26 protein-coding genes and 3 pseudogenes are annotated in these 26,387 nt (G+C 68.6%); 11 read left to right on the forward strand and 18 right to left on the reverse strand.

Annotated elements, in window-relative coordinates; translation table 11 throughout:
- Positions 1–205 precede the first annotated feature (205 nt).
- The 3 genes from STRTU_RS34205 (at position 206) to STRTU_RS34215 (ending at position 1,978) form a co-directional block, all read left to right on the forward strand.
- Positions 206–1,411, forward strand: coding sequence for a PP2C family protein-serine/threonine phosphatase (locus tag STRTU_RS34205; protein ID WP_174879015.1), 1,206 nt, complete (start codon positions 206–208; stop codon positions 1,409–1,411).
- Between the two features lie 139 nt (positions 1,412–1,550).
- A complete protein-coding gene (locus STRTU_RS34210; RefSeq protein ID WP_167539269.1) occupies positions 1,551–1,715 on the forward strand; it encodes a hypothetical protein in 165 nt (54 codons plus the stop codon).
- Positions 1,712–1,978: a DUF4190 domain-containing protein gene (locus STRTU_RS34215; RefSeq protein WP_159749116.1), complete on the forward strand. Its 267-nt coding sequence runs from the start codon at positions 1,712–1,714 to the stop codon at positions 1,976–1,978. Before STRTU_RS34210 ends, STRTU_RS34215 begins: the two co-directional genes overlap by 4 nt.
- A 56-nt stretch (positions 1,979–2,034) precedes the next feature.
- Here STRTU_RS34215 and STRTU_RS34220 read toward each other — a convergent pair whose 3' ends face one another.
- The 9 genes from STRTU_RS34220 to tsaD all read right to left on the reverse strand — a co-directional run bounded on the left by STRTU_RS34220 (position 2,035) and on the right by tsaD (position 10,004).
- Entirely contained in the window at positions 2,035–2,784 is a 750-nt protein-coding gene (locus tag STRTU_RS34220) for an SOS response-associated peptidase (protein WP_159749117.1), read from the reverse strand.
- A gap of 128 nt (positions 2,785–2,912) precedes the next feature.
- Positions 2,913–3,302 carry a winged helix-turn-helix transcriptional regulator gene (locus STRTU_RS34225; protein ID WP_159749120.1) on the reverse strand — a complete coding sequence of 130 codons (390 nt, stop codon included), beginning with the start codon at positions 3,300–3,302 and terminating at the stop codon, positions 2,913–2,915.
- A 34-nt stretch (positions 3,303–3,336) separates the two neighbouring features.
- Positions 3,337–4,335, reverse strand: a complete 999-nt coding sequence (locus STRTU_RS34230) for a helix-turn-helix transcriptional regulator (protein ID WP_246241608.1) — start codon at positions 4,333–4,335, stop codon at positions 3,337–3,339.
- A gap of 51 nt (positions 4,336–4,386) precedes the next feature.
- Positions 4,387–5,328, reverse strand: a complete 942-nt coding sequence (locus STRTU_RS34235) for a VOC family protein (protein ID WP_159749122.1) — start codon at positions 5,326–5,328, stop codon at positions 4,387–4,389.
- A 92-nt stretch (positions 5,329–5,420) separates the two neighbouring features.
- Positions 5,421–6,548, reverse strand: a complete 1,128-nt coding sequence (locus tag STRTU_RS34240) for an FAD-dependent monooxygenase (protein WP_246241609.1) — start codon at positions 6,546–6,548, stop codon at positions 5,421–5,423.
- Between the two features lie 224 nt (positions 6,549–6,772).
- Entirely contained in the window at positions 6,773–7,348 is a 576-nt protein-coding gene (locus tag STRTU_RS34245; RefSeq protein WP_159749124.1) for a GNAT family N-acetyltransferase, read from the reverse strand.
- Between the two features lie 126 nt (positions 7,349–7,474).
- On the reverse strand, positions 7,475–8,644 hold the full coding sequence (locus STRTU_RS34250; protein WP_159749126.1) for a GTP-binding protein: 1,170 nt from the start codon (positions 8,642–8,644) through the stop codon (positions 7,475–7,477).
- 8 nt (positions 8,645–8,652) lie between these two features.
- Positions 8,653–8,823 carry a 50S ribosomal protein L32 gene (gene rpmF, locus STRTU_RS34255; RefSeq protein WP_006601600.1) on the reverse strand — a complete coding sequence of 57 codons (171 nt, stop codon included), beginning with the start codon at positions 8,821–8,823 and terminating at the stop codon, positions 8,653–8,655.
- Between the two features lie 110 nt (positions 8,824–8,933).
- A complete protein-coding gene (tsaD, locus tag STRTU_RS34260; RefSeq protein ID WP_159749128.1) occupies positions 8,934–10,004 on the reverse strand; it encodes a tRNA (adenosine(37)-N6)-threonylcarbamoyltransferase complex transferase subunit TsaD in 1,071 nt (356 codons plus the stop codon).
- A 443-nt stretch (positions 10,005–10,447) separates the two neighbouring features.
- Between tsaD and STRTU_RS34265 the strand changes: the two genes are divergently transcribed.
- Genes STRTU_RS34265 through STRTU_RS34275 form a run of 3 tightly spaced genes read left to right on the forward strand, consistent with a single transcriptional unit; the run spans position 10,448 to position 13,349 of the window.
- Positions 10,448–10,828, forward strand: a complete 381-nt coding sequence (locus STRTU_RS34265; protein WP_159749130.1) for an acyl-CoA thioesterase — start codon at positions 10,448–10,450, stop codon at positions 10,826–10,828.
- A gap of 44 nt (positions 10,829–10,872) precedes the next feature.
- Positions 10,873–12,402 carry an acyl-CoA dehydrogenase family protein gene (locus STRTU_RS34270; protein ID WP_159749132.1) on the forward strand — a complete coding sequence of 510 codons (1,530 nt, stop codon included), beginning with the start codon at positions 10,873–10,875 and terminating at the stop codon, positions 12,400–12,402.
- Complete coding sequence (locus STRTU_RS34275; protein WP_159749134.1) at positions 12,399–13,349, forward strand: DMT family transporter; 951 nt, start codon at positions 12,399–12,401, stop codon at positions 13,347–13,349. The genes STRTU_RS34270 and STRTU_RS34275 overlap by 4 nt, the downstream gene beginning before the upstream one ends.
- Before the next feature lie 137 nt (positions 13,350–13,486).
- On the opposite strand, the gene STRTU_RS34280 is transcribed toward STRTU_RS34275, so the two are convergent.
- Entirely contained in the window at positions 13,487–14,038 is a 552-nt protein-coding gene (locus STRTU_RS34280; RefSeq protein ID WP_159749136.1) for a DUF1707 SHOCT-like domain-containing protein, read from the reverse strand.
- 150 nt (positions 14,039–14,188) lie between these two features.
- Positions 14,189–14,725 carry a DUF1648 domain-containing protein gene (locus STRTU_RS34285; protein ID WP_159749139.1) on the reverse strand — a complete coding sequence of 179 codons (537 nt, stop codon included), beginning with the start codon at positions 14,723–14,725 and terminating at the stop codon, positions 14,189–14,191.
- Positions 14,726–15,160: 435 nt separating this feature from the next.
- Here STRTU_RS34285 and STRTU_RS34290 point away from each other — a divergent pair, with 435 nt between their 5' ends.
- Entirely contained in the window at positions 15,161–16,675 is a 1,515-nt protein-coding gene (locus STRTU_RS34290; RefSeq protein WP_159749141.1) for an MDR family MFS transporter, read from the forward strand.
- 119 nt (positions 16,676–16,794) lie between these two features.
- On the opposite strand, the gene STRTU_RS34295 is transcribed toward STRTU_RS34290, so the two are convergent.
- Positions 16,795–17,733, reverse strand: coding sequence for a trypsin-like serine peptidase (locus STRTU_RS34295; protein ID WP_246241611.1), 939 nt, complete (start codon positions 17,731–17,733; stop codon positions 16,795–16,797).
- Between the two features lie 170 nt (positions 17,734–17,903).
- Positions 17,904–18,092, reverse strand: a pseudogene (locus STRTU_RS34300) (alpha/beta fold hydrolase); the annotation flags it as partial.
- Positions 18,093–18,212: 120 nt separating this feature from the next.
- Here STRTU_RS34300 and STRTU_RS34305 point away from each other — a divergent pair.
- A pseudogene (locus STRTU_RS34305) lies at positions 18,213–18,355 on the forward strand (helix-turn-helix domain-containing protein); the annotation flags it as partial.
- A gap of 51 nt (positions 18,356–18,406) precedes the next feature.
- Here the strand turns inward: STRTU_RS34305 and STRTU_RS34310 are convergent.
- Together STRTU_RS34310 and STRTU_RS34315 are read right to left on the reverse strand one after the other, a co-directional pair.
- Complete coding sequence (locus STRTU_RS34310; RefSeq protein WP_159749143.1) at positions 18,407–19,045, reverse strand: maleylpyruvate isomerase N-terminal domain-containing protein; 639 nt, start codon at positions 19,043–19,045, stop codon at positions 18,407–18,409.
- On the reverse strand, positions 19,042–19,926 hold the full coding sequence (locus STRTU_RS34315) for an NAD(P)-dependent oxidoreductase (RefSeq protein WP_159749145.1): 885 nt from the start codon (positions 19,924–19,926) through the stop codon (positions 19,042–19,044). The genes STRTU_RS34310 and STRTU_RS34315 overlap by 4 nt, the downstream gene beginning before the upstream one ends.
- Before the next feature lie 148 nt (positions 19,927–20,074).
- Between STRTU_RS34315 and STRTU_RS34320 the strand changes: the two genes are divergently transcribed.
- Positions 20,075–21,106, forward strand: a complete 1,032-nt coding sequence (locus STRTU_RS34320) for a GlxA family transcriptional regulator (protein ID WP_418954030.1) — start codon at positions 20,075–20,077, stop codon at positions 21,104–21,106.
- On the opposite strand, the gene STRTU_RS36245 is transcribed toward STRTU_RS34320, so the two are convergent.
- Positions 21,016–21,477: a helix-turn-helix domain-containing protein gene (locus STRTU_RS36245; RefSeq protein ID WP_159749149.1), complete on the reverse strand. Its 462-nt coding sequence runs from the start codon at positions 21,475–21,477 to the stop codon at positions 21,016–21,018. The two genes, STRTU_RS34320 and STRTU_RS36245, sit on opposite strands and share 91 nt — an antisense overlap.
- A gap of 37 nt (positions 21,478–21,514) precedes the next feature.
- Positions 21,515–22,147, reverse strand: a pseudogene (locus STRTU_RS36355) (RsbRD N-terminal domain-containing protein); the annotation flags it as partial.
- 44 nt (positions 22,148–22,191) lie between these two features.
- On the opposite strand from STRTU_RS36355, the gene STRTU_RS34330 reads away from it, so the two are divergent.
- Complete coding sequence (locus STRTU_RS34330; protein WP_218039353.1) at positions 22,192–23,625, forward strand: DUF1254 domain-containing protein; 1,434 nt, start codon at positions 22,192–22,194, stop codon at positions 23,623–23,625.
- Positions 23,626–23,774: 149 nt separating this feature from the next.
- Entirely contained in the window at positions 23,775–25,400 is a 1,626-nt protein-coding gene (locus tag STRTU_RS34335; protein WP_246241613.1) for a class I adenylate-forming enzyme family protein, read from the forward strand.
- Between the two features lie 107 nt (positions 25,401–25,507).
- Here the strand turns inward: STRTU_RS34335 and STRTU_RS34340 are convergent, their stop codons facing one another.
- Entirely contained in the window at positions 25,508–26,383 is an 876-nt protein-coding gene (locus tag STRTU_RS34340) for a TauD/TfdA dioxygenase family protein (protein WP_159749155.1), read from the reverse strand.
- Positions 26,384–26,387 lie beyond the last annotated feature (4 nt).

The following is a 26,387-nucleotide window of genomic DNA, read 5'->3' on the forward strand; positions in this document are numbered from 1 at the left end:
CGAAAGAGCGGCCTGAGATCCGCTGCACGCTGTCAGGAGGCCGCCGCGTGGAACGCAACGAGCGCCGCCCACCTTTCCGTGCTCGCGGCGCGGGCGGTCACCGTAACGGGACGCACCCGACCCCTCCGTTCCGTCCTGCGACGCGGTCCCCGTCAGCCCCCGCCTTTGCCCTCGTCCACGGACGAAGAATGCCTGAGAGACCGTGATGCAACGCCGTGAGGTAGAACGAGCGCTGCGGGCGTCGGCCCCGCACGCTCTGGTGGACACGCTTCGTGCGGTGCTCGCCGAGCGCTACGGAGCCCTCTCCGTGCAGTTGCTGCTCGCGGACCACGGAGGTACGGCGCTCACTCCCTTCGGCGCGACGGGGGCGGCCGCCGCACCGGTCCCCGTCGCTAACAGCGCCGAGGGCAGGGCGTTCGGCGGCCGGCAGCCCCACCAGCAGACCCGGCACGGAGACGTCGTCCAGCACCATCTCCCGGTGACCGTCCGAGGGGAGCGCACCGGCCTGCTCACGGTGCGGCTGCCCGCCGAGCGGTCCGTTCCGGACACCATCCATGACCTTGTCCACGCGGCCGGAGCGCTCGGCCATGAACTCCTGGTGGCCGAGCGCGACACCGACGTCTACCGGCGGGCCCGGCGCCTCAGCCGGCTCACCCTGGCCGCCGAGATGCAATGGCAACTCCTCCCGGCCAGCGCCTGTTCCGCCGACGAGTACGCCATCGGCGCCCAGCTCGAACCCGCCCACGACACCCATGGCGACAACTACGACTGGGCCTCGGACGCCGACGAACTGACCCTCGCCGTCACCGACGGCATGGGCACCGGCGTCCATGCCTCGATGCTCACCCACCTCGCCGTCAACGCGCTGCGCAACGCACGGCGGGCCGGTATCAGCATCGAGGACCAGGCGGCACTGGCCGACCAGGCCCTCTACGCCCAATACCGGGGAGCCGCCCATGTCTCCACCCTGCTGCTGCGCTTCGACTTCGCGACGGGCCGGGCCCAGGCCGTGGACGCCGGGTCGCCCCAGCTGTGGCGGATGCGGGGAAGAGCAATCGAGCGCGTAGAACTCGATCCCCAGATGCCGCTCGGCATGTTCGAGGAGACGCACTACAAGGCGCAGGAATTCGAGGTGCGGTCCGGGGACCGGCTGGTCGTCGTCAGCGACGGCGTGTACGCGGCGCGGTCGCCACAGGGCGATACCTACGAGGAGCGTGCCCTGGCCCGGGGCATCCACGCCGGCCGGCTGCTCCCGGCCGCCGCCGTGCCCCGCGCCCTACTGCGTGACCTGGCCGACTTCCGTGATGCGGCAGCGCCGGATGACGCGCTGGTGGTCTGCGTCGACTGGTTCGGGAAGTCGGGAGACCGGCCGCTCGGGCCCGCGAACTCCGGCGGCGGTAGCGCCTGTTAGAAGCCGAGGATCCGGGTACGAGGGCCAAGGCACCGCTCCGAGGGCGCAGCGGGTGCCGCCAGCAGAGGTCTTGAGCCCGTCGGTGTCCCGACGCCGGCTCCCTGCCGTCCCCCATACGGAAAGGCGGATCATGCTTTTCTTGGTCGTAGCCCTGTTCCTGTTCGGCGCGCTGATCGGGACCGCGGCGCATCTCCCGGTGCCCGTCACGGTCGTCGCCGGAATCGCCATCGCGGCCTGGCTGTTGATCTTCCTGACGAGGGAGCGCCGTAAGGCCGGCAGCACGACGAAGGGAGCCGGCCGATGACCTCCGCCCGGATCCCGCTGAAGACCGGACCGCACCCGCAGGCCGACCGGATGGCCGTCGCCGCGTTCATTTGCGGCCTGCTGGGCATCCTGGTGTTCAACATCTTCTTCGGCCCGTGCGCCCTCTTCTTCGGTGCCGCGGCTCTCTACCGCGGCACCATCCGGCGCCTGCGCGCCTACCTGGGCCTGTTGTTCGGCACCGTGGACCTCGTGCTGCTGGCGGTGCTGTCCGCCCGCAGCGGGACCATCAGCTGGCACCTCTGAACAGGACGGCGGCCCTGGCGCTCCGCCAGGGCCGCCGGCCGCTCCCGCGCCCTTGCTCAGGCGTTGCCGGTGTCCTCGGCCGGCTCGGAAAGGAGCTGCGGGCCGTTGTTCCGCACATCGTTGACCGCGGTCGATACGGCGCGGGCGGCCAGATGTCCGGCGGCGGGGGCGGCCAGCAGGGCGCGTAGCTCGCCGGGGTCGTGGTGGGCGGGGTCGAGCCAGGCGCTCCAGTCGGCGGGGGCGACGGCCAGCGGCATGCGGGGGTGGACGCGGCCGGCGGCATCGGTGGCTTCGGTGGTGATGATCGTGCAGGTGGTCCACCATGCCCCAGGCGCGTCGTCGTCCTCGGCGGCCGGGTCGCGCCAGAACTCGTACAGGCCGGCGAGCGCCATGACCTGGCTGTCTTCGGGGCTGATGAAGTACGGCTGCTTGTAGGACTTGGCGGTCTTGGTCGCGGCGACGGTCTGCCACTCGTAGAACCCGTCCGCGGGCAGCAGACAGCGCCGCTTGGCGAACGCGCGGCGGTAGGCCGGTTTCTCCGCGACGGTCTCCACCCTGGCGTTGATCATTTTCGCGCCCGTCTTCAGGCTCTTCGCCCAGGACGGCACCAGGCCCCAGCGCAGCGGCCGCAACTGCCGGGTGATCTCCCCGGTCTCCCGCTCGACGCGTTCCAGCACCGACCAGACATCGTCCGTCGGCGCCACATTCCAGCTCGGCTCCAGAGCCCGGTCAGGGTCCCAGCGGGTGACATCGAAGACGTCCGCCAGATCTTGCGGGCTGCGGGTGGAGACAAATCGGCCACACATGCTCCTAGCCTGCCAGGCACGAGGCCGGAACCGGCTGCTCAGGGGCGAAAGCACCGACGGTGCACCTAGTTGGCCCCTCTGAATGACTGGCCCCTCCGGCCGTCACCCTCAGTCGTCCTCAGTCGCCCTCAGTCGTCGAAGCGGCGGCGGGCGGTCTCGATATGGCCGAGGTACTGGTGGGTCCAGTCGCACATCCCGGCAACCGTCGCGCGCAGGGCTCGCCCCGGCTCCGTGAGGGTGTACTCGAACCGTGGCGGCACGGTCGGATGCACGCACCGCTCGACCAGACCGTTGCGCTCCAGCATGCGCAGGTTCTGGGTGAGCATCTTGTGGCTGATGCCCTCGATCTCGTCGCGCAGCTCGGTGAAGCGCAGGGTGCGGTCACCCACGGCTTCGATGATCAGGAACGCCCACTTGTTGGCGACATCCGAGAAGATCTCCCGCGCCAGCGAGTCCGCGCGCGTCAGGTCCGCTTCGTCCTTGGACTTGGACGAGCCCTTGAACTGCTTGGTCACCATGAGGTTCCCCAGTCACCGAAAAGTGCGTTCTTTGCTACCGGCGGGCCGCCGTGTCGGAGGGCAGTTCGCCGAAGCGGTCGCGGTACTCGGCGGCGAAGCGGCCCAGGTGGGAGACGCCCCACCGGTAGGCGATGGTGCTGACGTGATCGGTGGAGGTGAGGATGTCCTCGCGGATCCGGTCCAGCCTCAGGTTGCGGACGTAGGTGAGGGGAGACAGCCCGAGTTGGGCGCGGAATGCGGAGCTGACGGTCCGTGGGCTGCAGTCTGCGGCGGCGGCGATGTCGCTGAGGGTGAGGCGTTCCGAGAGGTTCGTTTCGATGAAGGAGAGAGCCGCGCGTAAAGAGCGCGGGTGACTGGGATGAGGGCCGTCCCGAAGCTCGCCGGTATGGGTGTGGGGCTGAGCCAGCAGCAGGGCGGTGACAATGCATCGCAGCTGGCTGCGCGGCAGCTCCGCACGCTGGAACAAGGGGTCTCCTGAGTCCAGCTGCTCCACGAGGGAATGCACCAGCAGCCGTACCGCCCGGCCCTTGGGTTTGGCCAGGTCCAGGGCGAAGTCGAAGCGTACGGTCGATGTCGGCAGTTGCCCGGTGAGCGCGGCGAACTCCTGGTCGACGAGGGCGGCATCGATCCTCAGACCCAGAAAACGCGTCCGGCTGCGAGCGGGGCGCAGCTCCTGAGTGTCTCCGGGGTTCACGACTCCTGCGGTGGCCTTGTCGAGGGTCGCGTGCAGGCTGCCGCAGGTCGCCGCGATTGCGCCGGACACACCTATGTTGACGAAGTAGGAGCGGCGGCGGCCGGCCGCCGAAGCGACGCGGACGTCGAGTGGCGAGGCGAAGTAGCCGACCGCGAAGTCGGGGGCGGCGACGCCGCGCAGTTCGTGCTCGCCGCCGGCCAGGCCGTCCAGGGGAGAGGTGGTGATCGAGCCGCCGAACAGCCGGGTGGCAGCGTTGAGCAGATCGACCGGGTTCCGAGATTTGGTGATGCGGAACGTGCGCAGGGGAGTGGTCATGGCGTCACTCGTAGACCGCGTCATGGTGGGAACTCCTTGTGCGGCCAGACGTTGGCCACCTCGCTCCGAGGACGCTCAGATCGGCGGGGCGACGAACAGCCCGGGGTCGACGTCATTGTGGGACTTGGCGGCAATGTATTCGTTCATCTCATTGGCCGTGCCCCACTGGTCGGCGTTGGTGGGGTCCGTCAGGTCGAAGAGGTGCGGATGCCAGGTGTCCTCGTCCACGACTTCGAGCTCGGTGGTGTACTCGACAGTGTTGCCCGCCCGGTCGAGGTAGTAACTGAAGGAGTTGTCACCGGCGCGGTGCCGGCCCGGACCCCACAGGCGCTCGATGCCCAGCCGCTGCATCCGGCCCGTGCCGCGCAGGAACTCGTCCACCCCGCGCATCTCGAAGGACGCGTGGTGGAAGGCCGCATGCGGGCCGCGGACGATGCCGAAGCTGTGGTGGTAGGTGTTGCAGCGCAGAAACCACATGATCTCGCCGCGGCCGCCGATGCACAGGGTGTCCGAGAGCCGGAAACCGAGATGCTTGATGTACCAGGCCACCGTGGCTTCGGGCGTGGGCGAGTTCATCAGCACATGCGACAGCCGCACGGGGATGGACTCCCGGGCCTCGATCGTGCGGTGCCGGCGTGGGGTGACGTCGGCGGAGACCTCGACCACACGGCCCTCGTTGTCGAAGAAGCGGACCGCATAGCCGCCTCCGGGAGTGTCCAGCACCTTCGGTTCCCGCACCAGCTTCACCCCCTGCGCGATCAACTGCGCGGCCAGGGCGTCGACATCGGCGGGGTGGGCGGCACCGAAGGCGATGAGGTCGGTGCGCTTCTGCTGGTCCTCGCGCAGCCGCACCACGTACTGCTCCGGGGAGCCTTCGGCCGCCAGGAAGGAGACACCCGTGTCACCGGCGGTCTCCGTCAGCCCCCATAACTCGGTGTAGAACTGGCGCTGTTCGGCGAAGTTCGGCATGGCGACATCGATATGCCGCAGGTGGGTGATCAAGCTTGTGTCGCTCATCGGTCACACTCCTCGTATGGGGCGGATGAGTTGAGGCGTTCGGTCAGCCGGTCGACGACGGTGGGCATCGACGGTGGGCATCGGATGAATGGTTACGCCGGCTCGGCCATCTGCTGGTGACAGGCGTTGACCAGCGGGTACGCCTCGCGGTGACGCTGTGCCTGCTCCAGGCCGACGATCGCCACCGAGGTCTGAACGAGCGTGCGGCACCGCTGTGCACGCCGGTCGACGAACGACGTGAGCCCCGCGCCGACCGACTCATGACACGCGAGTTCGTGGGCCAGCACGAGCCCGTCCTCGATCGCCAGGGCCGCGCCGCTGGCCATCTGCGGTGCCGGCGCGTGCGCGGCGTCACCGATGACGACGCCGCTTCCGCGGTTCCAGGCACCCGCCAACAGCGCCGTCCGGACCGGGCGGCGTACCACCGACTCCGACGCGGACACCAGAGGGCGGATCTCTTTCACCCGCCCCGGGAAGCCCGCAAGGAGCTGCCGCAGGCGCGGGGCGAGTTCGGCATCGGGCAGGGCGCTGTGTCCTACTCCGTTCTCCGTGAGGAACACGTACGCCTGGCTGCCCGAGATGGGGATGACTCCAGCCGTGTTGACCTCGCCGGCGAACTGATGGACACCCGTGGCCCACCGCGGGCGCGGCACCAGGGCCCGCCAGACCATCTGCCCGTGGTAGTCGAGCGAGGTCGCCAAGCCCAGCAGGGCCCGGACCGACGAGCGGATGCCATCCGCGCCCACCAACAGCGCGACCTGCCGGACCGTCCCGTCCGAGAACCGCACCCGGACCAGCTCCTCCTCCTGGTCCACCGCCGCGACCGTCATCCCGTAGTGCACCACCACCCCACTGCGCTCGGCCGTCTCCCGCAGGATCCGGTGCAGTACGGGGCGCGCCATGCCGAGCATCGCCGGCCGCTCCGCGCCGATCAGACGCGGCAACTGGACCTGGTCCGCAGACGCGCCGTTCACGTCCACATGGGTGATGCCGGCCATCCCGTAGCCCTCGGCCAGACACCTGTCCGCGAGTCCCAACTCGTCCAGCGCGCGCAGCGCAGGGCCGGTCAGGCACAGCCCCCATCCCGACGTCGCCGTCGCCGGGGCGGCCTCGGCGATCTCGACCCGCCACCCCCTGCGCGCCAGGGCCGACGCCGCCGTCAGACCGGCGACACCCGCACCCACGATCACGGCCGTCCGCGCACCGCGGCAGCTCTTCATCCACGCCTCCTGAGCACCGAATTCACCGGAACCCTAGGAGCCGCCACGGCTCCGCCCTATCCGTATCGGGAGGCGACTATCCACTTCCGGCAATCGATGCATCGCGGTGGTATCCCTCGCTGCCACCGCGCTGCTGCTCCCGCGCCGGTACCACCGCGGCCTCGCCGTCCGAACCAGCGTGCCGTTGTCGACGGCGGCGGCGCCAATGTCCTACGGGACAGCCCTTAGCTCTGGACCGGACCCGGGCCCGGCTGGGGCATGGGGATTTCGAAGTGGACCGTGTCGACGCCGGGGCCGTGTTCGCCGGTGGTCCGGGCGTCGAACACCTCCTTGGCCATGCTCCGCCAGAAGCCTTCGGCTCCTTCTGCCCGGACATTGGTGTGCAGATAGATGCTGTCGTAGCCAGGAGTCGTGGCGGCGAAGTCGGCGGCCATGTGCACCAGGGTCCGTGCCAGGCCGTGCCGTCGGTGGCCTCGCCGGACATAGACGCGGACAATTTGTGCGGTGGTCCCGTCCGGGTAGCGCTCGGCGAGCCAGCGGGGGTGGGGCGGGTGGACCGGCCCGGCCGAGCGCACACCGGTCGTGGCTACCACCTCACCGTCGTGCACGGCGACCAGCAGGAGATGCCGTGGGTCATCCAGGTAGGTGCCCGCGATATCGACGACGTCCCGGTGCCATGCGGGAACGTAGCCGTAGCCGAACTCCGAATAGAAGGTGTCGAGCATCAGGCGGCGCGCGCCGTCGATGTCTGATGGTGTGGCGGGGCGAAGGGTGTAGCTGGGGTGTGGTGCGTGGGTCATCGTGGATCTCCGGTGTGCTGAAAGGCGATCTTGTCGCGCCGCCTGTCGCCCATTGCTGGCGCTCGCCCCTCGATCAGGCCGGGTTGGGCAGTGCCGTGGCTGCGACCACTGCCCAACCCGGAGCTTTCAGGCCTGCGCCACCAGGTCGGGCTGCTCGTGTGCGCAGGCGTCGTCGATTCCGTAGGTGTCCCACGCGGGGAACGGGTCGTCGGTGAGACGTTCCCCTTCGGCCAAGAGGCAGCCTTCCAGGGCCGCTTGGAGTGCTTCGGCATGTAGCCCGGTGCCGATGAAGACCAGCTCCTGGCCCTGGCTGTCGTCGGTGTCACGGGCCCCGGACGGTTCAAAGCGTGCGACGGCCCCGGCCTGCGACCACAGGCCGGTGACCTGGGGACGGCTGGCCAGCCAGAAGAAGCCTTTGGAGCGTAGGATCCGGCCGTAGGTGCCACTGTCGAGTCCCTCAGTGACGAAGGTCCACAGGCGGCCGGGGTGGAAGGGAGCGGCGGCACGGAAGACCGTGCTGGAGATGCCGTACTCCTCGGTCTCGGGTACGTGGTCGCCGTTGATTTCGCGCACCCAGCCCGGGGCCTGCTGGGCCCGCTCCAGGTCGAACAGCCCGGTGCCGAGGATGTCGGCGGAGTTCACCTGCCCGTGACTGGCCGGGACGATACGGGCGGCGGGATTCAGGCGGGCAAGCGTGGCCTTGAGACGGTCGGCGCTCTCCGTCCCGACGAGGTCGGTCTTGTTGAGGACGATGACATCGGCGAACTCGATCTGGTCCATCAGCAGGTCGCTGACGGTGCGTTCGTCATCCTCATACTGGTCCAGGCCCCGCTCGGCCAGCCCATCGCCTCCGTTCAGCTCCGGCAGGAAGTTGGCGGCGTCGACGACGGTGACCATCGTGTCCAGCTTGGCGAGGTCTCCCAGCGTCGCTCCGTCATCGCGGGGAAAGGCGAAGGTGGCCGCGACCGGCATCGGTTCCGAGATGCCGCTGGACTCGATGAGGAGATAGTCGAAGCGCCCCTCGCGGGCCAGCCGGTCGACCTCTTCGAGAAGGTCATCGCGCAAGGTGCAGCAGATACAGCCGTTGGTCATCTCGACCAGCCGTTCCTCGGTGCGCGAGAGTGCGGCCTCGCCGCCCCGCACCAGCGTCGCGTCAATGTTGATCTCGCTCATGTCATTGACGATGACCGCGACGCGCAGGCCCTCCCGGTTGCCCAGGACGTGGTTGAGCAGGGTGGTCTTGCCGGCTCCGAGGAAGCCGGACAGGACCGTAACGGGCAGTCGGTTGTGCGTCATGCGGCCGCTCAGCTCTCCGGTCGCAGCAGCCCGCGTTCATACGCCTTGGCCAGCCGCTGCGGGACGAGGTACGGGGTGCCGTCCACGGTGACGGGCACGAGCTGCGGGGTGGTCGCCTTCCACTGGGCGCGGCGGTGGCGGGTGTTGCTGCGGGACATCTTCCGCTTGGGTACGGCCATGGCGGACCTCCTGAGTGAGTAGGTGACGGACTCACTCTATATGGAAATGGATGTCATTACCAAAAAGGCGGTGCTGTGCCGTCGAGTGATGAGGCGGTCCCCTTCAGCCATCAGGCGGCCTTCCCCGCAAGAGGCCGGGCGACCGGGTGCAGCGCCGCGTATTCCAGAGGTGCCGACGGGTCGATCGAGACATCGAGCGGTGCGGGGTCGGCGCCCGCGCGGACGAGGAGGTCCCCGATGGCGGCGATCATCGCGCCGTTGTCGGTGCACAGCTTCAGCGGTGGGACGCGCAGGGTGAGACCGGCCGCCGCGCACCGTTCCTCCGCCAGCGCCCGGACCCGGGAGTTAGCCGCCACCCCGCCGACCACGACCAGAGTGCCGACGCCATGCGCGGTGCAGGCGGCCACCGCCTTCCGGGTCAGCACATCGGCGACCGCTTCCTGTAGTGCGGCGGCCCCGTCGGCCACCGGCAGTTCCTGCCCGCGGTGGCGCTCCGCCCACCGTGCCGCCGCGGTCTTCAGCCCCGAGAACGAGAAGGTGTACGGATCATCACGCGGCCCGGTGAGCGGCCGGGGGAGTGTGACAGCGCGGGCGTCACCCTCGCGCGCCATCCGGTCGATGGCCGGCCCGCCGGGGTACGGCAGCCTGAAGACCCGGGCGACCTTGTCGAAGCACTCGCCGGCCGCATCGTCGAGAGTGTCACCGAGGTGCACGATGGGATCCCGCGCCAGGTCGCGGACGAACAGCAGCGAGGTGTGCCCGCCGGAGACGATCAGCACCACGCAGGGGTCGGGCAGCGGTCCGTGCGCCAGGGTGTCGGCGGCGACGTGTCCCGCCAGGTGATGCACGCCGTAGAGCGGAACGCCCAGCGCATACGCCAGCCCCTTCGCACCGGCCAGTCCGACCTGGAGCGCACCGGAAAGCCCCGGCCCGGTCGTCACCGCGACCGCCCCGATATCGGACATCCGCAGCCCGGCCTCTGCCAGCGCCCGGTGCACCACCGGGGTGAACGAGTGGACATGGGCGCGGGCGGCGATCTCCGGTACCACCCCGCCGAACCGCGCATGTTCCTCCATGCTCGACGCCACGGCATGCCCCAGCAGCCGACCCCCGCGCACCAGCCCCGCCCCTGTTTCATCACAGGACGACTCGATGCCCAGCACCACGGGCGTTCCCTGCATGTCATTCCCCTCTCGCGCTGCGACCTGACCGGCTAATTGCCGAAGGTTAGTTATTGCGAAGGATATGCAATAAGCCGCGCGCGGGGGGCTGGCGGCTGAGTTGGCTGGGGTGGTGGCGCTGACCCGCCTTCGTTTCTGTCGGTCAACGCCCTGATCCGAGACAGAGTTCAGGTGTGATCAGGCCAGTCTGCCTTCGCTACCCCGCCACATGGGCGTCGTCGTGCTGTGGGAGCACGCCTTGCTGTCACCCCCGCGCGCAGCGCCTGCAGCGCCTGACGCCCGCCTCCGGCGCATACGCCACCTCCGGTTCAGCTGCGCGCAACGGCCACCGCCCGGAGCGTCCGCGGTCGTTACGCTCCTCCGGTACGGCTGGGCGTCTCGGGCAGGCGAGCGATGAGACACCGTCAACAACGCGCAAAAATGGAACGATTGGGGAGCAGAACGTGAAGGTGACGATTTCGCCGCGGTTTTCCGAAGTCGATGTGCTCGGTCATGTCACCAACTCCGCGGTACCGGTCTGGTTCGAGCACGGGCGGTTGCCGATTTTCCGGCTGTTCAGCAAGGAAGCGAATATGCGCGACCTTGCGCTCATTCTGCGCCGGTACGAGATCGACTTCACCCGGCAGATCTTCGCGTCCGTCGACGTCGTGATCGAGACGAAGGTGGCGAAAATCGGCAACACCTCGATTGCTATCGAGCAGATCGCCACACAGGATGGCGTCGAGGCCGCCCGCGGTACCTGCATCATGGTCCACTTCGATTACCAAAGGGGAACCACCACCAGTATTCCGGACCACCTGCGAGCTGAACTGAGTGCGCTGTAGCGCCTGAAGCACGTTGCCAGTTGAGATGGGACTATTCCTTGAGTATGTTGCGTCATCCGTTGGTTGACCTTGATTCGTCCGAGTTCCTTGATAATTTTCGGCGCAGTATCGACGAGTTCGACAGCGCCCGACTGCCGCATGAGCCGCTTTCCAGGGAAAGCCTGCGGAAGCTGGTCGACTTAGGCATCTACTTACCGGCCATCCCGCGCGAGTACGGCGGACGGGAAAGCCATCAGGAGATGTGTGAGGTCATCGAGGTGATGTCCGAGCGCAATCTGCCGATGGGCATGTACACGATGATCGTGACGGTTCTCTTCCTTCGCAACGTCGCGGCCTGCGGTGATGACGCGCTGAAGGCAGAGGTCTTTGAAGACTTCGCCAAGAACCCCGTCATCGGCGGTCTCGCCTTCACCGAACCGGGGAGCGGTTCGAACCTCGCGCGTATGCAGACCACCTACCACGACGACGGTGACACCTACCGGATTACCGGAACCAAGCACTGGCAGGCGTTCAGTGAGCAGGCGGACTGGTGGATCATCTGCGCCAAGCATCCCGAGCGGAAGGAGTTCGCCTACTTCGCCCACAAGCGATCAGACGGCGGATTCGTGACCACCGAGGTCTACGACAGCCTGGGGCTGAAGAACCTCGGATACGGACTCAACACCCTGGACCTGCGGGTGCCCCGCCATTACCGGCTCGCCAAGGCGAGGGAGGGCCTGGGCGATGCGGCCGAGATTCTGTGCGCGTCCCGGTTCAGCAAGGCCGCCATGGCCAGCGGTTTCCTGCGTCGGTTGAGCAGAGAGGCGCTGCGTCAGGTCAGTACACGGAAGATCGGTGACGGCACCCTGCACGACATCGGCTATGTGCGGTACAAGGTCGATCGCATCAAACAGAACTATGTCGTGTGCAACGCGCTCTACCGGCATCTGATGCTGGCGGAGGACTACAACACAGACATGGAAGACAGTATGTTCGCCTCACTGGCGACCAAGGTGCTGGCTTCCGAATTCATGCTGGAATCTGCCCTCGACTACCAGCAACTGTGCGGCGGTGAAGGGTACCGGAAGGGCGCGCCCGACAACATCGCTGCCTACGCGCTGCTCGATGCACGCGTCTACACCGTTTTTGATGGCACGAATGACCTGCTGTGCCAGCATCTGGCTCATCTGTTCCTGCGTCAGTTCCAGCAGTCCGGGCTTCGATCGCCGCTGGAGTTCATCGGCCGGTTCGGATACCTGGAAGATGCGTTCCTCCACCTCACCGACATCAACCTCAGCCATATCGCCGATGCACCGTCGCAGGACAAGGTGGTGATCCTGGGGCGCATTCTGTCCAGAGTTTATGGCATCAGCATGCTGCAGAGTTCGTCCCGATCGGCTGCGCCCAGCCCGCGGCTCGCCGTGGACGACGCCGACTACCCGAAGGCCATCGCGGTGTTGAAGAACGAGATCGTCGGCCTGGTGAATGAGTACGAGCTTGCCGGGCGGCTCGCCGGCACGCCGGCAGTATCGGGTGCGCTGCGTGCGCACACCGCCATGATTCCTTTTGACTCGAAGGTGGGAATGCGCCAGTGACCCGCGAGACCAAGAACCTCAAGGTTTCGCTCATCGCGTTGACGTTCGTGATCCTCTACGGATCAGGTTTCGTGGGAGGTCGATACGGCCTGCCCTATGCGGAGCCCTTCTATTACCTGGCCATTCGGTTCGGCCTGACCGCGGTCATCTTGCTCGCCCTGATCCTGTGCCTGAGGGTCGCCTGGCCGCGTTCGGGCTATGTCCACCTCATCGTCAGCGGCATCCTGCTCCAGGGGGTGTTCTCCGCCGGGGTGTTCTACGCGCTCTCTCACGGCATGACCCCCGCGGTCTCGGCGCTGATCATCGCGCTGCAGCCCCTTCTGGTGTGGCTGATGGTCTCCGTCGTGACCGCGCGAAAGGTCCGGCTGCTGTCAGTGCTGGCGCTGATCGGCGGGCTGGTCGGTGTCGGCATCACGGTGTTCCGGGGCCTGGAGTCGTCGTCCGGGCTCACCCCGACCAATGTCGCCTTCGGTTTCCTCGGCCTGGTGGGGGTGGCCACCGGCCAGTTCTACTACCAGTTGAAGAACCCCGGCGCACACCTGTTGATCAATGGGTTCGTGCAGTCCGGCTCGTCGGCCGTCGTCATGCTCGTCGGCGGACTGGTCTTTGAGCAGGGCGTCATCCGGTGGACACCGGAGCTGCTGTTCTCGGAACTGTGGATGTCGGTCGGGGTGTCGATCGGTGCGCTCAGCCTGCTGTTCGTCCTGATGCGTTCGGAGAGCGCGGATCGGGTGGCGTCGTATTTCTACGGCGTCCCCATCGCCGCGGGGCTGATCGCCTGGCCCGTACTGGGCCAGCGGCCGACCGTCTCGGAGATCATCGGGTTCGCCGTCATCATGGTCTCGATCATTGTGTTCAACCGCAGTAGCAGACCACCTCGCCCTCGCGCCGAACGGGTTCCCGAGGTGTCGGTCGACGACTCCGTGCCGGCGGCGGAGCGCGCCTGAGCGGAGTCGGTCAGTGCCGGGTGGTGTCGTTCGGTTCGGTGATGTCGGCGCACGTGGTGGCTACGGCCGGTCGTCAGTCTGACCGGCCGGGCGCCCACCCGGTGAGCAAGTGAGACCCCGACGGTCCCCGATGGGCGTCAACGTCGCGCGTGGCGGATCTTCAACCGTCCGAACCCCATGGTCCCGGAGATCCGTATCGTCGGTCCACCGGCGTGGGAGCGGCGCTGCACCTTGTAGCGGGTGTCCTTCCACCCGGTGTGCAGCTCCTCGACGTCGACGGTCGCATCGCGAGGAACCGTGATCTTCGCCCTGCCGGTGCCGAGTTGCAGCTCGATGTCGATCACCGGATGCTCGATGACCGCCCGGGACAGATCCAGGTGCACCCTTCCGTACGCGGACGCGACCTTGAGGACCCGAGGCACCCGCCATGCGCCGCGCCGCTTGATCCGTCCGCCCTGGGCGGCAATCGTGGACGTCGTGCCCGCACCCTCCTCCAGGGGTTCCGGGAGCGAGGCCAGAGCCGCCACGAGCTCGCTGTGCGTCTTGGCGGTGAGCACCTGGTTGAGGAGTTCGTCCATCTCCTCATGCGAGAGGTGTTCTTCGGCGTATGCCTCCTGCAGACGCTGCACGGCCGCGTCGCGGTCGTCTTCGCTGATACGTGCAGAGAGGTCTTCCGGCAGAGGGGTCACCGTCTCACTCTAGTGCCGTGTCCGGGGACAGGTGCCAGGCGAACCCGTCAATGTCCGTAACCGGCAAGGCATTTGAGCGTAAGGGCGGCCGCCGCAGAGTTCCTCCTGTGATGAGCCGCGCGGAGATGTCCAGCACGTCTGCCCGGAGGCTCAGTGCGCAGCGGGTGCTCGGCGGTCGTAAACGGCGGCCGCCACCGTCAGAGCAGTACCGGCGACGATCGGTGCGATCATCGCGGGGAACAGCCAGCCGGGAATATCTCGTTCCGGCACGGAATGCCACATGACTGCGCAGGCGATCAGGAACGAAATGCCGATGCAGGCGTTCAGCGCCAACAACGCACGGGCGACCCAGAGAGCAGAGACGCGCGTGCGCGGCCGGTTGAACGACGCCCTCACCAGCGCATTGCCGAATGGTGCGGCGCCGTCCGGCAGCTCGGCGCTCGGAGTTACCCGCAGAGTCAGCTCCGCACAGGCGGTCAGCAGGACAGTGACCCCGATGTACAGGAAGACGAACCCGAGGGCGCTACCAACAGACCGGTTCGTCCAGGCGTCCACCCCCTCGCTGCCGATGTGCTCCGGTATCCGGCTCGGCAGATGCGGATAGCGAACGATGCCCCAGACGAGCAAACCAGTCAGGAGAGCGGCGTTGGGGAGGAGCCACAGTCGTACGCGAGATGACAGGACCATGCGGCCCATTGTCCGACGAAGACGCGAAGGGCGCGTGGAATTTTACGGTTTTGGCCGGCCCGGGCGCGAGGTGGGGAACCGTCTCGATACGACGGTCCGACCCGAGGTCCGCCCCCTTCGCTTACCATCTCCTCAGCGGAGCCTGAAGGACATGACAAGGCGCTGGGTGCCGCCACACAGAGCGTCCACCACATCACCCCCCGGACTTCGTCAGACTCACGGAAGCGTGGGCCCGCCCGGCTGTGGTCGGCCTTCGATGAGTGGATGAAGAGTGGACGAAATCCGGGGGAGATCTGCGCAGTGATGCGGAACACTTCGGGCCGGCGATGAGTTTTGCCCGGCGTGCCGGTCTCTACCGGCGTCACCACACACGTCCATGCCGGCGGCCCCTGGCTGCGAGGCGACTGCTCACAGGAACCCCAGCGAGGTACTGCCATGTCAGCTGAGATATCAGAACGACCTGCCCTGCCGGCGGGCCGCACACCGACGGTGGTGCGGCTGCTGGTACTGGCCACCTTCGTGGTGATCCTCAACGAGACCATCATGATCAACGCGATTCCGCGCCTGATGGAATCGTTGCGCATCACCGAGCAGGCGGCGCAGTGGGTATCCACCGCGTTCATGCTCACCATGGCCGTCGTGATTCCGATCACCGGCTGGTTCCTGCAGCGGGTCACCACTCGCCAGGCGTATGCGATAGCGATGGGCGTGTTCCTCGCGGGGACCGTCCTGTCAGCCGTCGCGCCGTCCTTCGAGGTGCTGCTGCTGGGCCGGGTCGTGCAGGCCGCAGGTACCGCCGTGATGATGCCCCTGCTGATGACCACGTTGATGATCGTCGTGCCCGAGCATGACCGCGGCCGGGTGATGGGCAACGTCACCCTGGCGATCTCGGTGGCGCCCGCGCTCGGACCTGCGGTGTCCGGGCTGATCCTGCAGGCCGGCTCCTGGCGGCTGCTGTTCGTGGTCGTCGTGCCGATCGCGGCTCTGGTGACCGTGTTCGGGCTGCGCAAGCTGGAAAACATCAGCGACCCGCAGGTCAGCTCCATCGACTGGCTCAGCGTCGGCATGGCGGCGCTCGGATTCGGTGGCCTGGTGTACGGCCTGAGCCGCTTCGGCGAGAGCGACGGCGCGGTCGGGCTTGCCATCGGCATCGTGATCGCCGGAGTCGCGGCCATCGCGGTATTCGTGATCCGCCAGCTCAAACTGCAACGCAATGGTGCGCCTCTGATGGACCTGCGCACCCTGGGACACCGCACCTACTCCTTGTCCTTGGTCCTCATGTCCATCGGGTTCCTGGCGATGCTCGGGGCGATGATCCTGCTGCCGCTCTACCTGCAGAACCTGCGCGGACTCAGCCCACTGCAGACCGGTCTGCTGGTCATGCCGGGCGGTCTGGGCATGGGCCTGCTGGGGCCGATCGTCGGAAAGGTCTTCGACCGGTTCGGTAGTCGGCCGCTGGTGCTGCCCGGCTCGATCGGCATGGTGCTCGCCCTCGGCGGGTTCACCCAGGTCTCCACGACGATGCCGTACTGGCAGGTGCTGGGACTGCACGCGCTGCTGATGGTGAGCCTGGCAGCGACGTTCACCCCGGTCTTCACGCTCGGCATGGGCGGACTTCCCCCGCACCTGTACTCACACGGCAGCTCGATGCTCGGGACGATGCAGCAAGTCGCCGCGGCGTTCGGAACCGCGCTGGTGGTGACCGTGATGTCCGCGCGCACCAGCCACCTGGTCGCCGACGGTGTCGCCGCCGTGCCTGCACAGGTGAGCGGGATGAAGCTGGCCTTTGGCATCACGGCCGTCCTCGCCCTGGTGACGATCGTCGTCGCGGCGAAGCTGCCGCACCGGGCCCCGGACGCCGACGCCCAGGACCACGGCGGCGCCGACGCGGACCCGCCCGCCGGTGAGCACCCCGACCAAGGTGAGCCGGTCACTGCCAAACAGAGCTGACCGGTACGGACGTGGTCAGACGGCGTCGCTGACCACCGGCGGGGCAGGGCTCCACCACCGACTGCGGCTCGCTGGGGCCCCCGGGCCAGGCCAGGCCCGGGGTCTCCGCGCTGCTCCGGTCAGCCGTGCTGGGCCTGGGACTGTGTCTGGGCCCGGTCGTACACCTTCTTGGCCGTGGCTCCCAGCAGTTCTCCCTGCATCTCGGTCGGAGTCAGGGAGTCCAGTGCGCTGTTGACCGAGACCAGGACGCCCTTGCCGGTGGTGGCGTTGAAGTCGGCGAGCCATGGGCCGCCGCTGGAGCCGCCGGTCATATCGCAGGGGATGGCCTGCACCCCGCTCTTCTCCTTCGCCGTACCGACGCAGCGCAGCAGCTCCTCGCCGAGCTGCGGACGGGTGGCGGGGTAGCCGAAGGCGGAGACGGTGCCGCCTACGGGGCGGTTGAAGGCGATGTCCTGGCCGCCGACGACGTCGGTGAGCCTGCGGCCGTTCTTGTCGGCGTCGACGACCAGCGTGGACACGTCGTTGGTGGAGTCCGTCTCCCAGCTGCGCGGGGTCACGGCATCGCGTACCGCGAACGCGCCGTAGGGCATCTTGCCCTTGCTGTAGCCGGGGACGAACACCATCAAGATGTTGGTGTTGCCGGGAGAGGAACCCCTGCGCACACAGTGGGCCGCGGTCATCACGGCGGACCGGTTGGCGCTTTTCACGGCAGTGGCCGTGCACCAGGTATCGGCACCGTTCGCATTGACGAAGAAGAGCCGCCCGACGGTCTTCATCGTCGTGCCCTTCCACGGCTTGGACTTCGGTCCGGTCGGACCGAGATCCACGGACTTGCCGACGGCCTTCACACGGGCGGGCGTCCAGTAGGCGAGGGCTTCCTGGCGCTCCTTGGCGGTGTACGGCAGGACGGAGACCGGGTCGGCCGAGGCGGCACGTGCCTGGTCAGCCACCGCCGTCGCCGGGCCCTGGGCCGCGAGGGCGAGGGCCGTACCGGCCACGGCGAGCCCCATGGCCCGGCTACGGCGGCGCCGGATCATGGAAGTAGATGTCTCGGACATAGCGGATGTCTCCTCGGCTGGTGCAGTCAGCGGACAGTGGCTGTCGGTGCGCTGTGCAAGAGACAAGGACTCGCCCGTTCGGTTGCGTTGTCGACGATCTGTGACTCAAATGCGTGGATACGGGACGAGTGGCGCGAACGGTGCCGTGAGACTCATCCGCATCCGCCGGAAGGGCCCGGGAGCTCCCGGGAACGCCCCCACCCGCGGAAGTCGAAGGCGAGGACGCCGCGATCGGGCAGCCGCTTCACGACCCGCTCCCACGTACGGGCCGAGCCTCCCCAGTAGTGCAGAAACACCAACGTCGGCCCCTCGCCGGGCTGATGGCCGTAGACGGGAAGGTTCTGGTTCTCGTGCGACATGCTGACTCCTTGGACGGACCCAGCGCAGGGACTTCTACGTCCTGGCCATCGTCCGGGCCGGGCACGGCTCCGCGGTCCTCGACTTCCGCGCACACGCCCTCGCCGAAAGGACCGTGGTACTCATCGCGCCTCCTTGCCCACGACCGCCTCCGGCCACACGCTGCGCCGAGCGCCTGGGCTTCACCGACGCATCCAACTTCTCGGCCTTCTTCCTACGCGAGACCGGGCAACGCCCTGGAGCCTGGCAGGCAACCCAGCCCTGACCGACCGGAACGCCACGGGGACCGCGCCCAGCAGCTTCCACCGGCCGTGACTCAGCGCACGGTTCCGTCCCACTGCCAGTCCGCGCGCCGGGGCAGGCCCGGAAGCGGGATGCGGCCCGTACACCACAGCAGAGCGTCGGACGGGGTGTGCCCGGCCGGAGCGTCGGGGAAGAGGCGGGCGAGGACGGCGGTGCTGAGGTCGTCGGGCGGGGTCCACGTCAGGCCGAGGGCGCGGGTGATGTCGTAGGTGTGGACGGCCAGTTCGGTGATCCCCATGGCGGCGAAACCGGTGGCGTCGGAGTGACCCCAGGGGTGCCAGGCGCGTGCTTCGGCAGTCGTGTCGCGGACGGTGGAAGTGAGGAGGGACGCGGCGATGCGGAGGCCGTCCAGGCAGGCGGGGACGGGGGCCTGGGGGTCGAGTGAGGCGAAGAGCGTGATGTAACGGTCGTCGGGGCGGGCAATGAGCAGGCCGGTGTAGCCCATCAGACCGAGGGCGAGATGGTCGAGGGTCTGGCGGCAGGTCCAGTCGAGGGAGTGAGCGGGGTGTGACCAGTCTTGGTCGGCTCCCTTGAGGAGGGCAGCCAGACAGTCGTCGGTGGCGGCGGCCAGCAGGTCCGTCCATGGCGCGGTGGTAGCGGGAGCCGTCGGGGCCGGCGCGAGATGAGTGGTAGCCGGTGGTGTCACGGTCATTTGTCGTCCGCCGGGCTCTTCAGGACCTCGATCACACTCGCGTAGCTGTCGGAGCCGTGGCCCGCGGCCTTGGTCCGTTCCATGGCGGACTTCAGGAGTTCGGGCAGGGCGTTGTCGATGCCGCGGGCCGCCGCCGCGTGGATGAGATGGTCGATGGCCGCGATCTGCACGTCAACGGTGGCGTCTTCGCCCGGGTAGCGGCCGGCGTCCACCTGGGGCGCGTAAGTGGTCAGGAAGCCGGCCACGGCGGTCAGCCAGCGGATCGCGACAGGGGTGAAGGCCGTGGCCGGTGTCCTCTCCGCGCCGACGAGCGCGGTTCCGTGCAGCCAGCCGGTCATGGTGGACCACATCAGGCCGAGCAGGGCGGCGTCGTAGAGGGAGGCCAGACCCGGGTCGGTGCCCAGGTGCAAGGGGTCGCCCAGGGACGCCAAGGTCGGACGGTGGGCTTCGAAGACGGTGTGTGGACCGCTGTAGAGGAACATCATCTCGGGGTTGCCGACCCCCGGCGGGGTGGTCATCACCGCGCCGTCGAGGTAGTCGGCGGCGTGCGACCGGGCCCACGCGGCGGTCTTGTGGGCCTGCTCCGGGGAGCCGGAGGTGAGGTTGACCAGGACCTTGCCCGCGAGGGAGCCGGCGACGGGGTCGAGGACGGCGTGCAGCGCCTCGTAGTCCAGCACGCACACGAGGGTCAGCGGGCTCGCTGTGATGGCTTCCTCGGGTGTCGCGGCCAGGCGGGCACCCCGGTCGACCAGCGACTGGGCCCTGTGCGCAGAGCGGTTCCACACGGTGGTCTCGTGGCCCCGCTCCAGCAGTACGGCGGCCAGCGCCGAGCCCATTGAGCCCAAGCCCATGACGGTTACCGCCGGGCGATCAGCATGCATGTCACCACTCCCTGTACGTCCGCCTGCGGCGGTTGGTCACGTAGGGATCAAGATCGCAGCGTGCGGCGGCCGGGAACAGTGACGCCGATGACAGCGACCACCAAATTCCTGCCATACCCTTCGAGGCATGAATCCTGGTTCCGTCGCCGTGGTCGTGGCCGAGGACATCGGCGTCCCCTCATGGGACCTGTACGAGTTGAGCATCCCCTGCACCGTCTTCGGCAAGCCGCAGCCGGACCTGGCCGACCCCTGGTACGACCTGCGGCTGTGCAGTACGGGGAAGCGTCAGCAGGACGGCTCTCCGACCGAGAGCGGACTGTCACTGCAGACCCGCTACGGGCTCGATGACCTTGTCGGCGCCCACACGGTCATCGTGCCCTCGGTGCCCGACCCCTGCGTCGACGAGGGCAGACCGCTGCCGTCGGCACTGATCACGGCCCTGCGCCATGCCTACGACGCAGGAGCCCGCATGGTCTCCCTGTGCACCGGCGCCTTCGCACTCGCCGAGGCGGGGCTGCTCGACGGACGACGCGCCACCGCTCATTGGATGCACACCGCTCAACTGGCCGCGCGCTACCCGAAGGTACGCGTCGACGACTCGGTGCTGTACGTGGACGACGGCGATGTGCTCACCAGCGCCGGGCTGACCGCCGGACTCGACCTCTGCCTCCATCTGGTGCGCCGTGACCTGGGCGCACACGTCGCCAATCAGCTGGCCCGCCGGATGGTGGTGCCCGCCCACCGGCCCGGCGGTCAGGCGCAGTTCATCGATCTGTCCGTACCCACCACTGACGACGGGAGCCTGGGGCCCGTCCTGGACTGGGCCCGTACACACCTGGACCAACCCCTGACGGTCGAGGATCTGGCTCAGCGCGCGGCGATGAGCCCACGGACCCTCCACCGGCGACTCCAGGCGGCCACCGGGACAACGCCACTTCAGTGGCTCCTCAATCAGCGTCTGGGACGAGCCCAACACCTGCTGGAATCGACAGACTTGCCCATCGAGAAGGTCGGGGAGCTGAGCGGCCTGGGCACGGCGAACAACCTCCGTCACCACTTCCTCAAACAGATCGGCGTGTCGCCAAGCAATTACCGACGGGCCTTCCCCCGCGCGATGCCCGAGTCATCTCCCTCCCCACAAGAGCCGGGCCCGGGGCGGAGAGGACCGACCGCGGGTTGACCGCGACCCATCCGATGCCCCGATCCCTCAGCGAGTCGGCGGAGGGTGAGGGCCGCGCCGAAGAGCTGTACGCCGTGCGTGGTGTGCGGGTCCAGGCCGGTGAGTTGGGCGGCTCGGGCGAGGCGGTTGTCGACGGTGTTGGGGTGGACATTGAGCGCCTGGGCCGTGCGGCGTCGGTCGAGGTCGCAGTCGAGGAAGGCGGCGACTGAGCGCTCGGCCGTCCGCGGCGGGCGTGAGCCGGACCAGGACCTGGTGGAGCAGTCGTCGCGCGGCCACCGGCTCCTGGGGCACGGGGGCGCGGACGCTGAGCACGAGGTAGCCGGGTTCGAGGGGGAGTCCGCACCGGGCGGCCACCTCCTGCGGCGCGTCACCCCCGAGCAGTGCCGCGGCCAGTTCCCGTTTGGCCGCCTGCTGGTCGGCCAGCCCCAGCAGGTACGCCTCGGTGCCCTCCTCGACCAGGGAGTTGACCGTCGTGATCAGCCGGCGGGTGAGCCACAGCAGGGCGGCCTCCTCCCCGGGGCGGGCGGCGGCGCCGAGCGCGTCCATCACCACCTCGGTGGCGACGTGGTACGCCCTGAGCAGCCCGGTCAGGTGGACGCCTTCCGAGGCACGCTGGATGGCGCGTTCCCGGAGCACCTCGGCGTCGCTGTCCGCGAGTCCCTGCACGCCGCGGAGGAAGCCGCGGATCGTGTGGCGGGCGGCCGAGGCGATCTCCAGATCCTGCATATCGCCGGGGAGGCCGTCGAAGCCGGGGACCTCGGCCCGCTGGCGCTCGACAACCAGCCTGGCCAGCTGGTTGATCCGGACTTCGAGACGGGCGGCCAGCCCGACCACCTGCTCGCGGATGTCCTCGTCGGGTTCCGGGACCTCAGATGGCGACGCGCTGCGTTGTGACACCTCACAACGATAGGCCGCCTGGGGTGTCCTCCGGGCTGATTGTCCCGGCCCGGAGGTGGGGCCGAAAGTAAGGCGATGACGACCAGACCTTCGTGCAGACCTTCGTGTTGCGCGGTGTCGGTCGGCCGGCCGGCCCACCCGCATCCGTCGGTCAACTCCGACAACAGCCCTGTGAGGAGCAGCCCTTCATGAACGCAACGCGACGACTCCGCCGCTGGGGTGCCGCCACCGGTGTGGGGGTGGTCATGCTCGCCCTGTCGGCCGCGCCGGTGACAGCGGCCCAGCCGAGCACGGCACACCCCGCGCCCGCTCCCACCGCCACCACCGCCGACGCGGTCAAGGCGTACGTCTACGGCTACCCACTGGTCCTGGCGCGGGCCACCGAGCAGACGTCCACCAACGTCCGCAAGCCCGACCCGGCGACGCTGCGGGCTCCGGTGAACCAGTTCGCCAAGGCGGACAGAACTCCCGGCCCGGAGTTCCACACCGTGGTGGCCCCGAACGTCGACACCCTGTACACCTCGGCGTGGCTGGACCTGAAGAAGGGGCCGATCGTGCTCCATGTGCCGGACACCAAGGGCCGGTACTTCATGATGCCCATGCTCAATGCCTGGACCGACGTCTTCGCCTCCCCGGGAACCCGCACCACCGGCAGCTCGGCCGGCGACTTCGCCATCACCGGCCCCGGCTGGCACGGCCGACTGCCCGCCGGAGTCAAGCAGATCAAGTCGCCCACCCAGACCGCCTGGATCCTTGGCCGGACCCAGTTCAACGGCCCCTCCGACCTGCCCGCGGTCAAGGCCCTGGTGCGCCACTACACCCTCACACCGCTCCGCGACTACGGCCACCACCACACCCCGCCGCCGGGCCATGTCGACCCGAACGTCCCCGCCACATCGCCGGCCGCCCGCGTCGCCGGCATGGACGCGCAGACCTTCTTCTCCCGGCTCGCCTCGCACATGGCCACCAACCCGCCCGCGAAGAAAGACGCCCGCATGGTGGCCACCCTGGCCCGCCTGGGCATCGTCCCCGGCCGGCCGTTCGACATCAACGCCAAGGGCCCTGCCACGGCACAAGCCCTGCGCAAGGCCGTACCCGCGGCCCAGAAGCAGATCAAGGCCGCGCTCGCCACGTCCGGAAACAAGGTGAACGGCTGGCGCGTCTCGCTCAAGCTGGGCGACTACGGCACCGATTACCTGCTGCGCGCGACCACCGCCTGGCAAGGGCTCGGCGCCAACCGCCCCCAGGACGCGGTCTACCCGATCGTCCGCACCGACAGCCGGGGCAAGCCACTGACCGGAGCCAAGCGCTACGTCCTCCACTTCGCCCCCGGGCAAACCCCGCCGGTGAAAGCCTTCTGGTCGCTCACGATGTACGACCCGGACGGCTTCCTGGTGCGCAACCCGATCAACCGCTACGAGGTCGGACACGCCGTCAAGCCGACCCGCAACCCCGACGGTTCCACGGACATCTACATCCAGCACGATGCCCCGGCAGGCAAAAAGTCCAACTGGCTGCCCGCACCGAGCGGCCAGTTCTCCATGATCCTGCGCATGTACCATCCCAAGTCCACTGTTCTCGACGGCACTTGGACCCCGCCGCCGGTCACCATGACCCACTGAAGCGGCCGCCAAGCGACACACCGCCTACACCTCAGGGAAGCCCCGCCCCTTCATGGAGCGGGGCTTTCTCGGTGTCGCCGGTCTCGGCTGATGGCCGAAGGTGACCCCCGTGCGGCCATGGCCGCTGAGCAGCATGTTTGGATGTGTTGGTGATTGTTAACGCACAGGAAATATCCGACCCGCGCACGTACGTGGACCGCATTCTGGAGCACTGGTACAAGGACGAGGACGCCGAGGCGCTCGTCCAGGGAGCGCAGCGGCTGACCAGGGGGGAGGCTCGGCGGCGGCTGTTCAAGTTCGGGCATGCACTGCGCGGGCAGGGGCTCGCACCCGGCGACGGGGTGGGGCTGTTCCTGGCCAACCGCGTGGACTCCGTCCTGGTGCAGCTCGCCGTCCATCTCATCGGCTGCCGCGTCGTGTTCCTGCCGCCCGAGCCCGGACCCGGCGAACTCGCCGCGCTGGTCGAGCAGTCCAGGGCGCGCGCCGTGGTCACCGACCCGCTCTTCGCGGAACGGGCCGCCGACGCGGCCGGCCGCAGCGTCCACGACCCCGTACTGCTCAGCCTCGGGCCCTGTGAGCAGCCGTGCACAGACCTGCTGGCCCTGGCGGCCGAGTGCCCGGATGAGCGCCCCGACGACGTGCCCGCACCGGCAGCGGACGAAGCCGTCACCGTCCTCTACACCGGCGGAACCCTGGGCCGTCCCAAGCTCGCCGCACACAGCCACCGGCTCTACGACGCGATCGTGGACCTGGTGGAGGACGACCCGCAGAACTCCGGCACCGCGTTCTTTCCGGCCATGGACGAGGGCGTGGACAGGGTGCTCGCCGCCACGCTGCTCACGCACGGCAGCGGCCACCTCACCTCGCTCCAGGCTCTGGTGACGGGATCCGTCCTCGTCGTGCTGCCCGAGTTCGAAGCGGGCGCGGCGCTGACGGTACTGCGCGAGGAGCGGATCACCGCCACCATGTTCGTACCGCCCATGCTGTACGCGGTCCTTGACCACCCGGAGTGCGAACCGGGCGCCCTGCCCGCACTGCGGCGGATCGTCGTCGGCGGCGCGGCCACGTCGCCCAGTCGGCTGCAGCAGGCGGTCGAGGTGTTCGGGCCGGTGCTCGGCCAGGGCTACGGGCAGTCGGAGGCGCTCGGTATCGCCGCGTTCGGTGCGGAGGATCTCGCCGCCGAGGGAGCCCGGCGGCCCGAGGTCTGGCGCAGCTGCGGTCGTGCGCTGTCCGATGTCGAGATCGAGATCCGTGGCGAAGACAGCACGGAGGCGCTGCCCGTCAGGCAGGTCGGCGAGGTGTGCGTCCATGGCGATACGGTGATGCTCGGCTACTACGAGGACCCGGAGCGCACCGCGGCGGCGCTGCAGGACGGCTGGCTGCGCACCGGGGACATGGGCTATCTCGACGCCGAGGGGTACCTCTACCTCGTCGACCGGGCCAAGGACATCATCGTCACCGGCAGCACCAGTGACAACGTCTACTCCCGGGTCCTGGAGGACTTCCTGCTCACGCTGCCCGGTGTGCGCAACGCGGCGGCGCTGGGTGTGCCGGACGAGGAGTACGGGGAGGCCGTACAGATCTTCCTGGCCACGGCCGACGGCGTTGACGTCGACCCGGAGGCGGTCGGCGCGGCGGTGACCGCCGAGTTGGGAGAGCTGTACACGCCCCGGAAGACGGTGCTGCTGGACCAGCTGCCGACGACCAAGGTCGGCAAGGTGGACAAGAAGGCGCTGCGCGCCGCGTGGACGAGCGGGGCCGCGAACACCCCGTAGGCTCCATTGCTGGGGAGAACTCCGGCTGATGCGGGGTCAAGTGCGCCGGAAAGACAGGGTCTTTGTGGCGCACTTGACCGGCCGCCCTTCCCCAGGGCGGCGGTTCGTCAGGCCGCGGGGCGGGTGCCGTTGATGGCCACGCGCCGGCCGTAACGGGTGTGCGGGAAGTAGTCCCAGACGGCGTGGTGCTGCACGCAGCGGTTGTCCCAGAACACCAGCGTGCGCGGCTGCCAGCGGACCCGGCACTGCAGGAGGGGGGTGCGGGCCACGTGGGCGTAGAGCATCTGCAGGAGTGCGTCGCTCTCCGGCCTGGACAGCTGGGTCACATGGGACGTGTAGGGGCCGTTGACGAAGAGCAGTTTGCGCCCGGTCTCCGGATGCCGGACCACCACGGGGTGCTCGGTGCGGGGGATGTCGTACTCCGGCGGCGGGGTCTGGCCCGCGGCGGCCCAGGGCAGGGCGCCGTCGTGCAGGGCGGTCAGGCCGTCGAGGAAGGACCGCATGGCCGGCGAGAGCAGCTCGTAGGCCAGGTGCATGTTGGCGAAGAGGGTGTCGCCACCGCCGCCCTCCGGAACCTCCAGGATGTGCAGCATGGAGCCGAGCGAGGGCTCGGCGTCGGCGGTGCCGTCGGCGTGCCAGCCGTTGCCCGCGACCTCCCGGGACTCCTTCGTGGCCTTGATCTCCAGGATGTACGGATCGGAGTCCTCGGCCGGAATGGCCACGGGGTGCAGCTCGCCGAAGAGGGCGGCGAACCGCTTGTGCTGCTCGGGCGTGATGTCCTGGTCGCGGAAGACCAGCACATGGTGGGTGAGGAACGCGTGCTTGAGTTCCTTCTCCTGCTGCGGCGTCAGCTCCTGTGACAGGTCCAGGCCCGCCACCTCCGCGCCCAGCAGGGGCGTCACCGGGGCAACGGAGAGCGTCGCATACGGTTCGGCCGGCCGAGTGGTCAGACGCTCGACGGCCTGCAGTGCGTACTCCTCCATGGAG

Source organism: Streptomyces tubercidicus (assembly GCF_027497495.1).
GTDB classification, from domain to species: domain Bacteria; phylum Actinomycetota; class Actinomycetes; order Streptomycetales; family Streptomycetaceae; genus Streptomyces; species Streptomyces tubercidicus.

Bases quoted from the DNA above. Each gene is read 5' to 3' on its own strand.
- STRTU_RS34205 (WP_174879015.1), top strand. From the start codon at position 206: ATGCAACGCCGTGAGGTAGAACGAGCGCTGCGGGCGTCGGCCCCGCAC.
- STRTU_RS34215 (WP_159749116.1), top strand. From the start codon at position 1,712: ATGACCTCCGCCCGGATCCCGCTGAAGACCGGACCGCACCCGCAGGCC.
- STRTU_RS34220 (WP_159749117.1), bottom strand. From the start codon at position 2,784: ATGTGTGGCCGATTTGTCTCCACCCGCAGCCCGCAAGATCTGGCGGAC.
- STRTU_RS34225 (WP_159749120.1), bottom strand. From the start codon at position 3,302: ATGGTGACCAAGCAGTTCAAGGGCTCGTCCAAGTCCAAGGACGAAGCG.
- STRTU_RS34230 (WP_246241608.1), bottom strand. From the start codon at position 4,335: ATGACGCGGTCTACGAGTGACGCCATGACCACTCCCCTGCGCACGTTC.
- STRTU_RS34235 (WP_159749122.1), bottom strand. From the start codon at position 5,328: ATGAGCGACACAAGCTTGATCACCCACCTGCGGCATATCGATGTCGCC.
- STRTU_RS34240 (WP_246241609.1), bottom strand. From the start codon at position 6,548: ATGAAGAGCTGCCGCGGTGCGCGGACGGCCGTGATCGTGGGTGCGGGT.
- STRTU_RS34245 (WP_159749124.1), bottom strand. From the start codon at position 7,348: ATGACCCACGCACCACACCCCAGCTACACCCTTCGCCCCGCCACACCA.
- STRTU_RS34250 (WP_159749126.1), bottom strand. From the start codon at position 8,644: ATGACGCACAACCGACTGCCCGTTACGGTCCTGTCCGGCTTCCTCGGA.
- rpmF (WP_006601600.1), bottom strand. From the start codon at position 8,823: ATGGCCGTACCCAAGCGGAAGATGTCCCGCAGCAACACCCGCCACCGC.
- tsaD (WP_159749128.1), bottom strand. From the start codon at position 10,004: ATGCAGGGAACGCCCGTGGTGCTGGGCATCGAGTCGTCCTGTGATGAA.
- STRTU_RS34270 (WP_159749132.1), top strand. From the start codon at position 10,873: ATGTTGCGTCATCCGTTGGTTGACCTTGATTCGTCCGAGTTCCTTGAT.
- STRTU_RS34285 (WP_159749139.1), bottom strand. From the start codon at position 14,725: ATGGTCCTGTCATCTCGCGTACGACTGTGGCTCCTCCCCAACGCCGCT.
- STRTU_RS34290 (WP_159749141.1), top strand. From the start codon at position 15,161: ATGTCAGCTGAGATATCAGAACGACCTGCCCTGCCGGCGGGCCGCACA.
- STRTU_RS34295 (WP_246241611.1), bottom strand. From the start codon at position 17,733: ATGTCCGAGACATCTACTTCCATGATCCGGCGCCGCCGTAGCCGGGCC.
- STRTU_RS34310 (WP_159749143.1), bottom strand. From the start codon at position 19,045: ATGACCGTGACACCACCGGCTACCACTCATCTCGCGCCGGCCCCGACG.
- STRTU_RS34315 (WP_159749145.1), bottom strand. From the start codon at position 19,926: ATGCATGCTGATCGCCCGGCGGTAACCGTCATGGGCTTGGGCTCAATG.
- STRTU_RS34330 (WP_218039353.1), top strand. From the start codon at position 22,192: ATGAACGCAACGCGACGACTCCGCCGCTGGGGTGCCGCCACCGGTGTG.
- STRTU_RS34340 (WP_159749155.1), bottom strand. From the start codon at position 26,383: ATGGAGGAGTACGCACTGCAGGCCGTCGAGCGTCTGACCACTCGGCCG.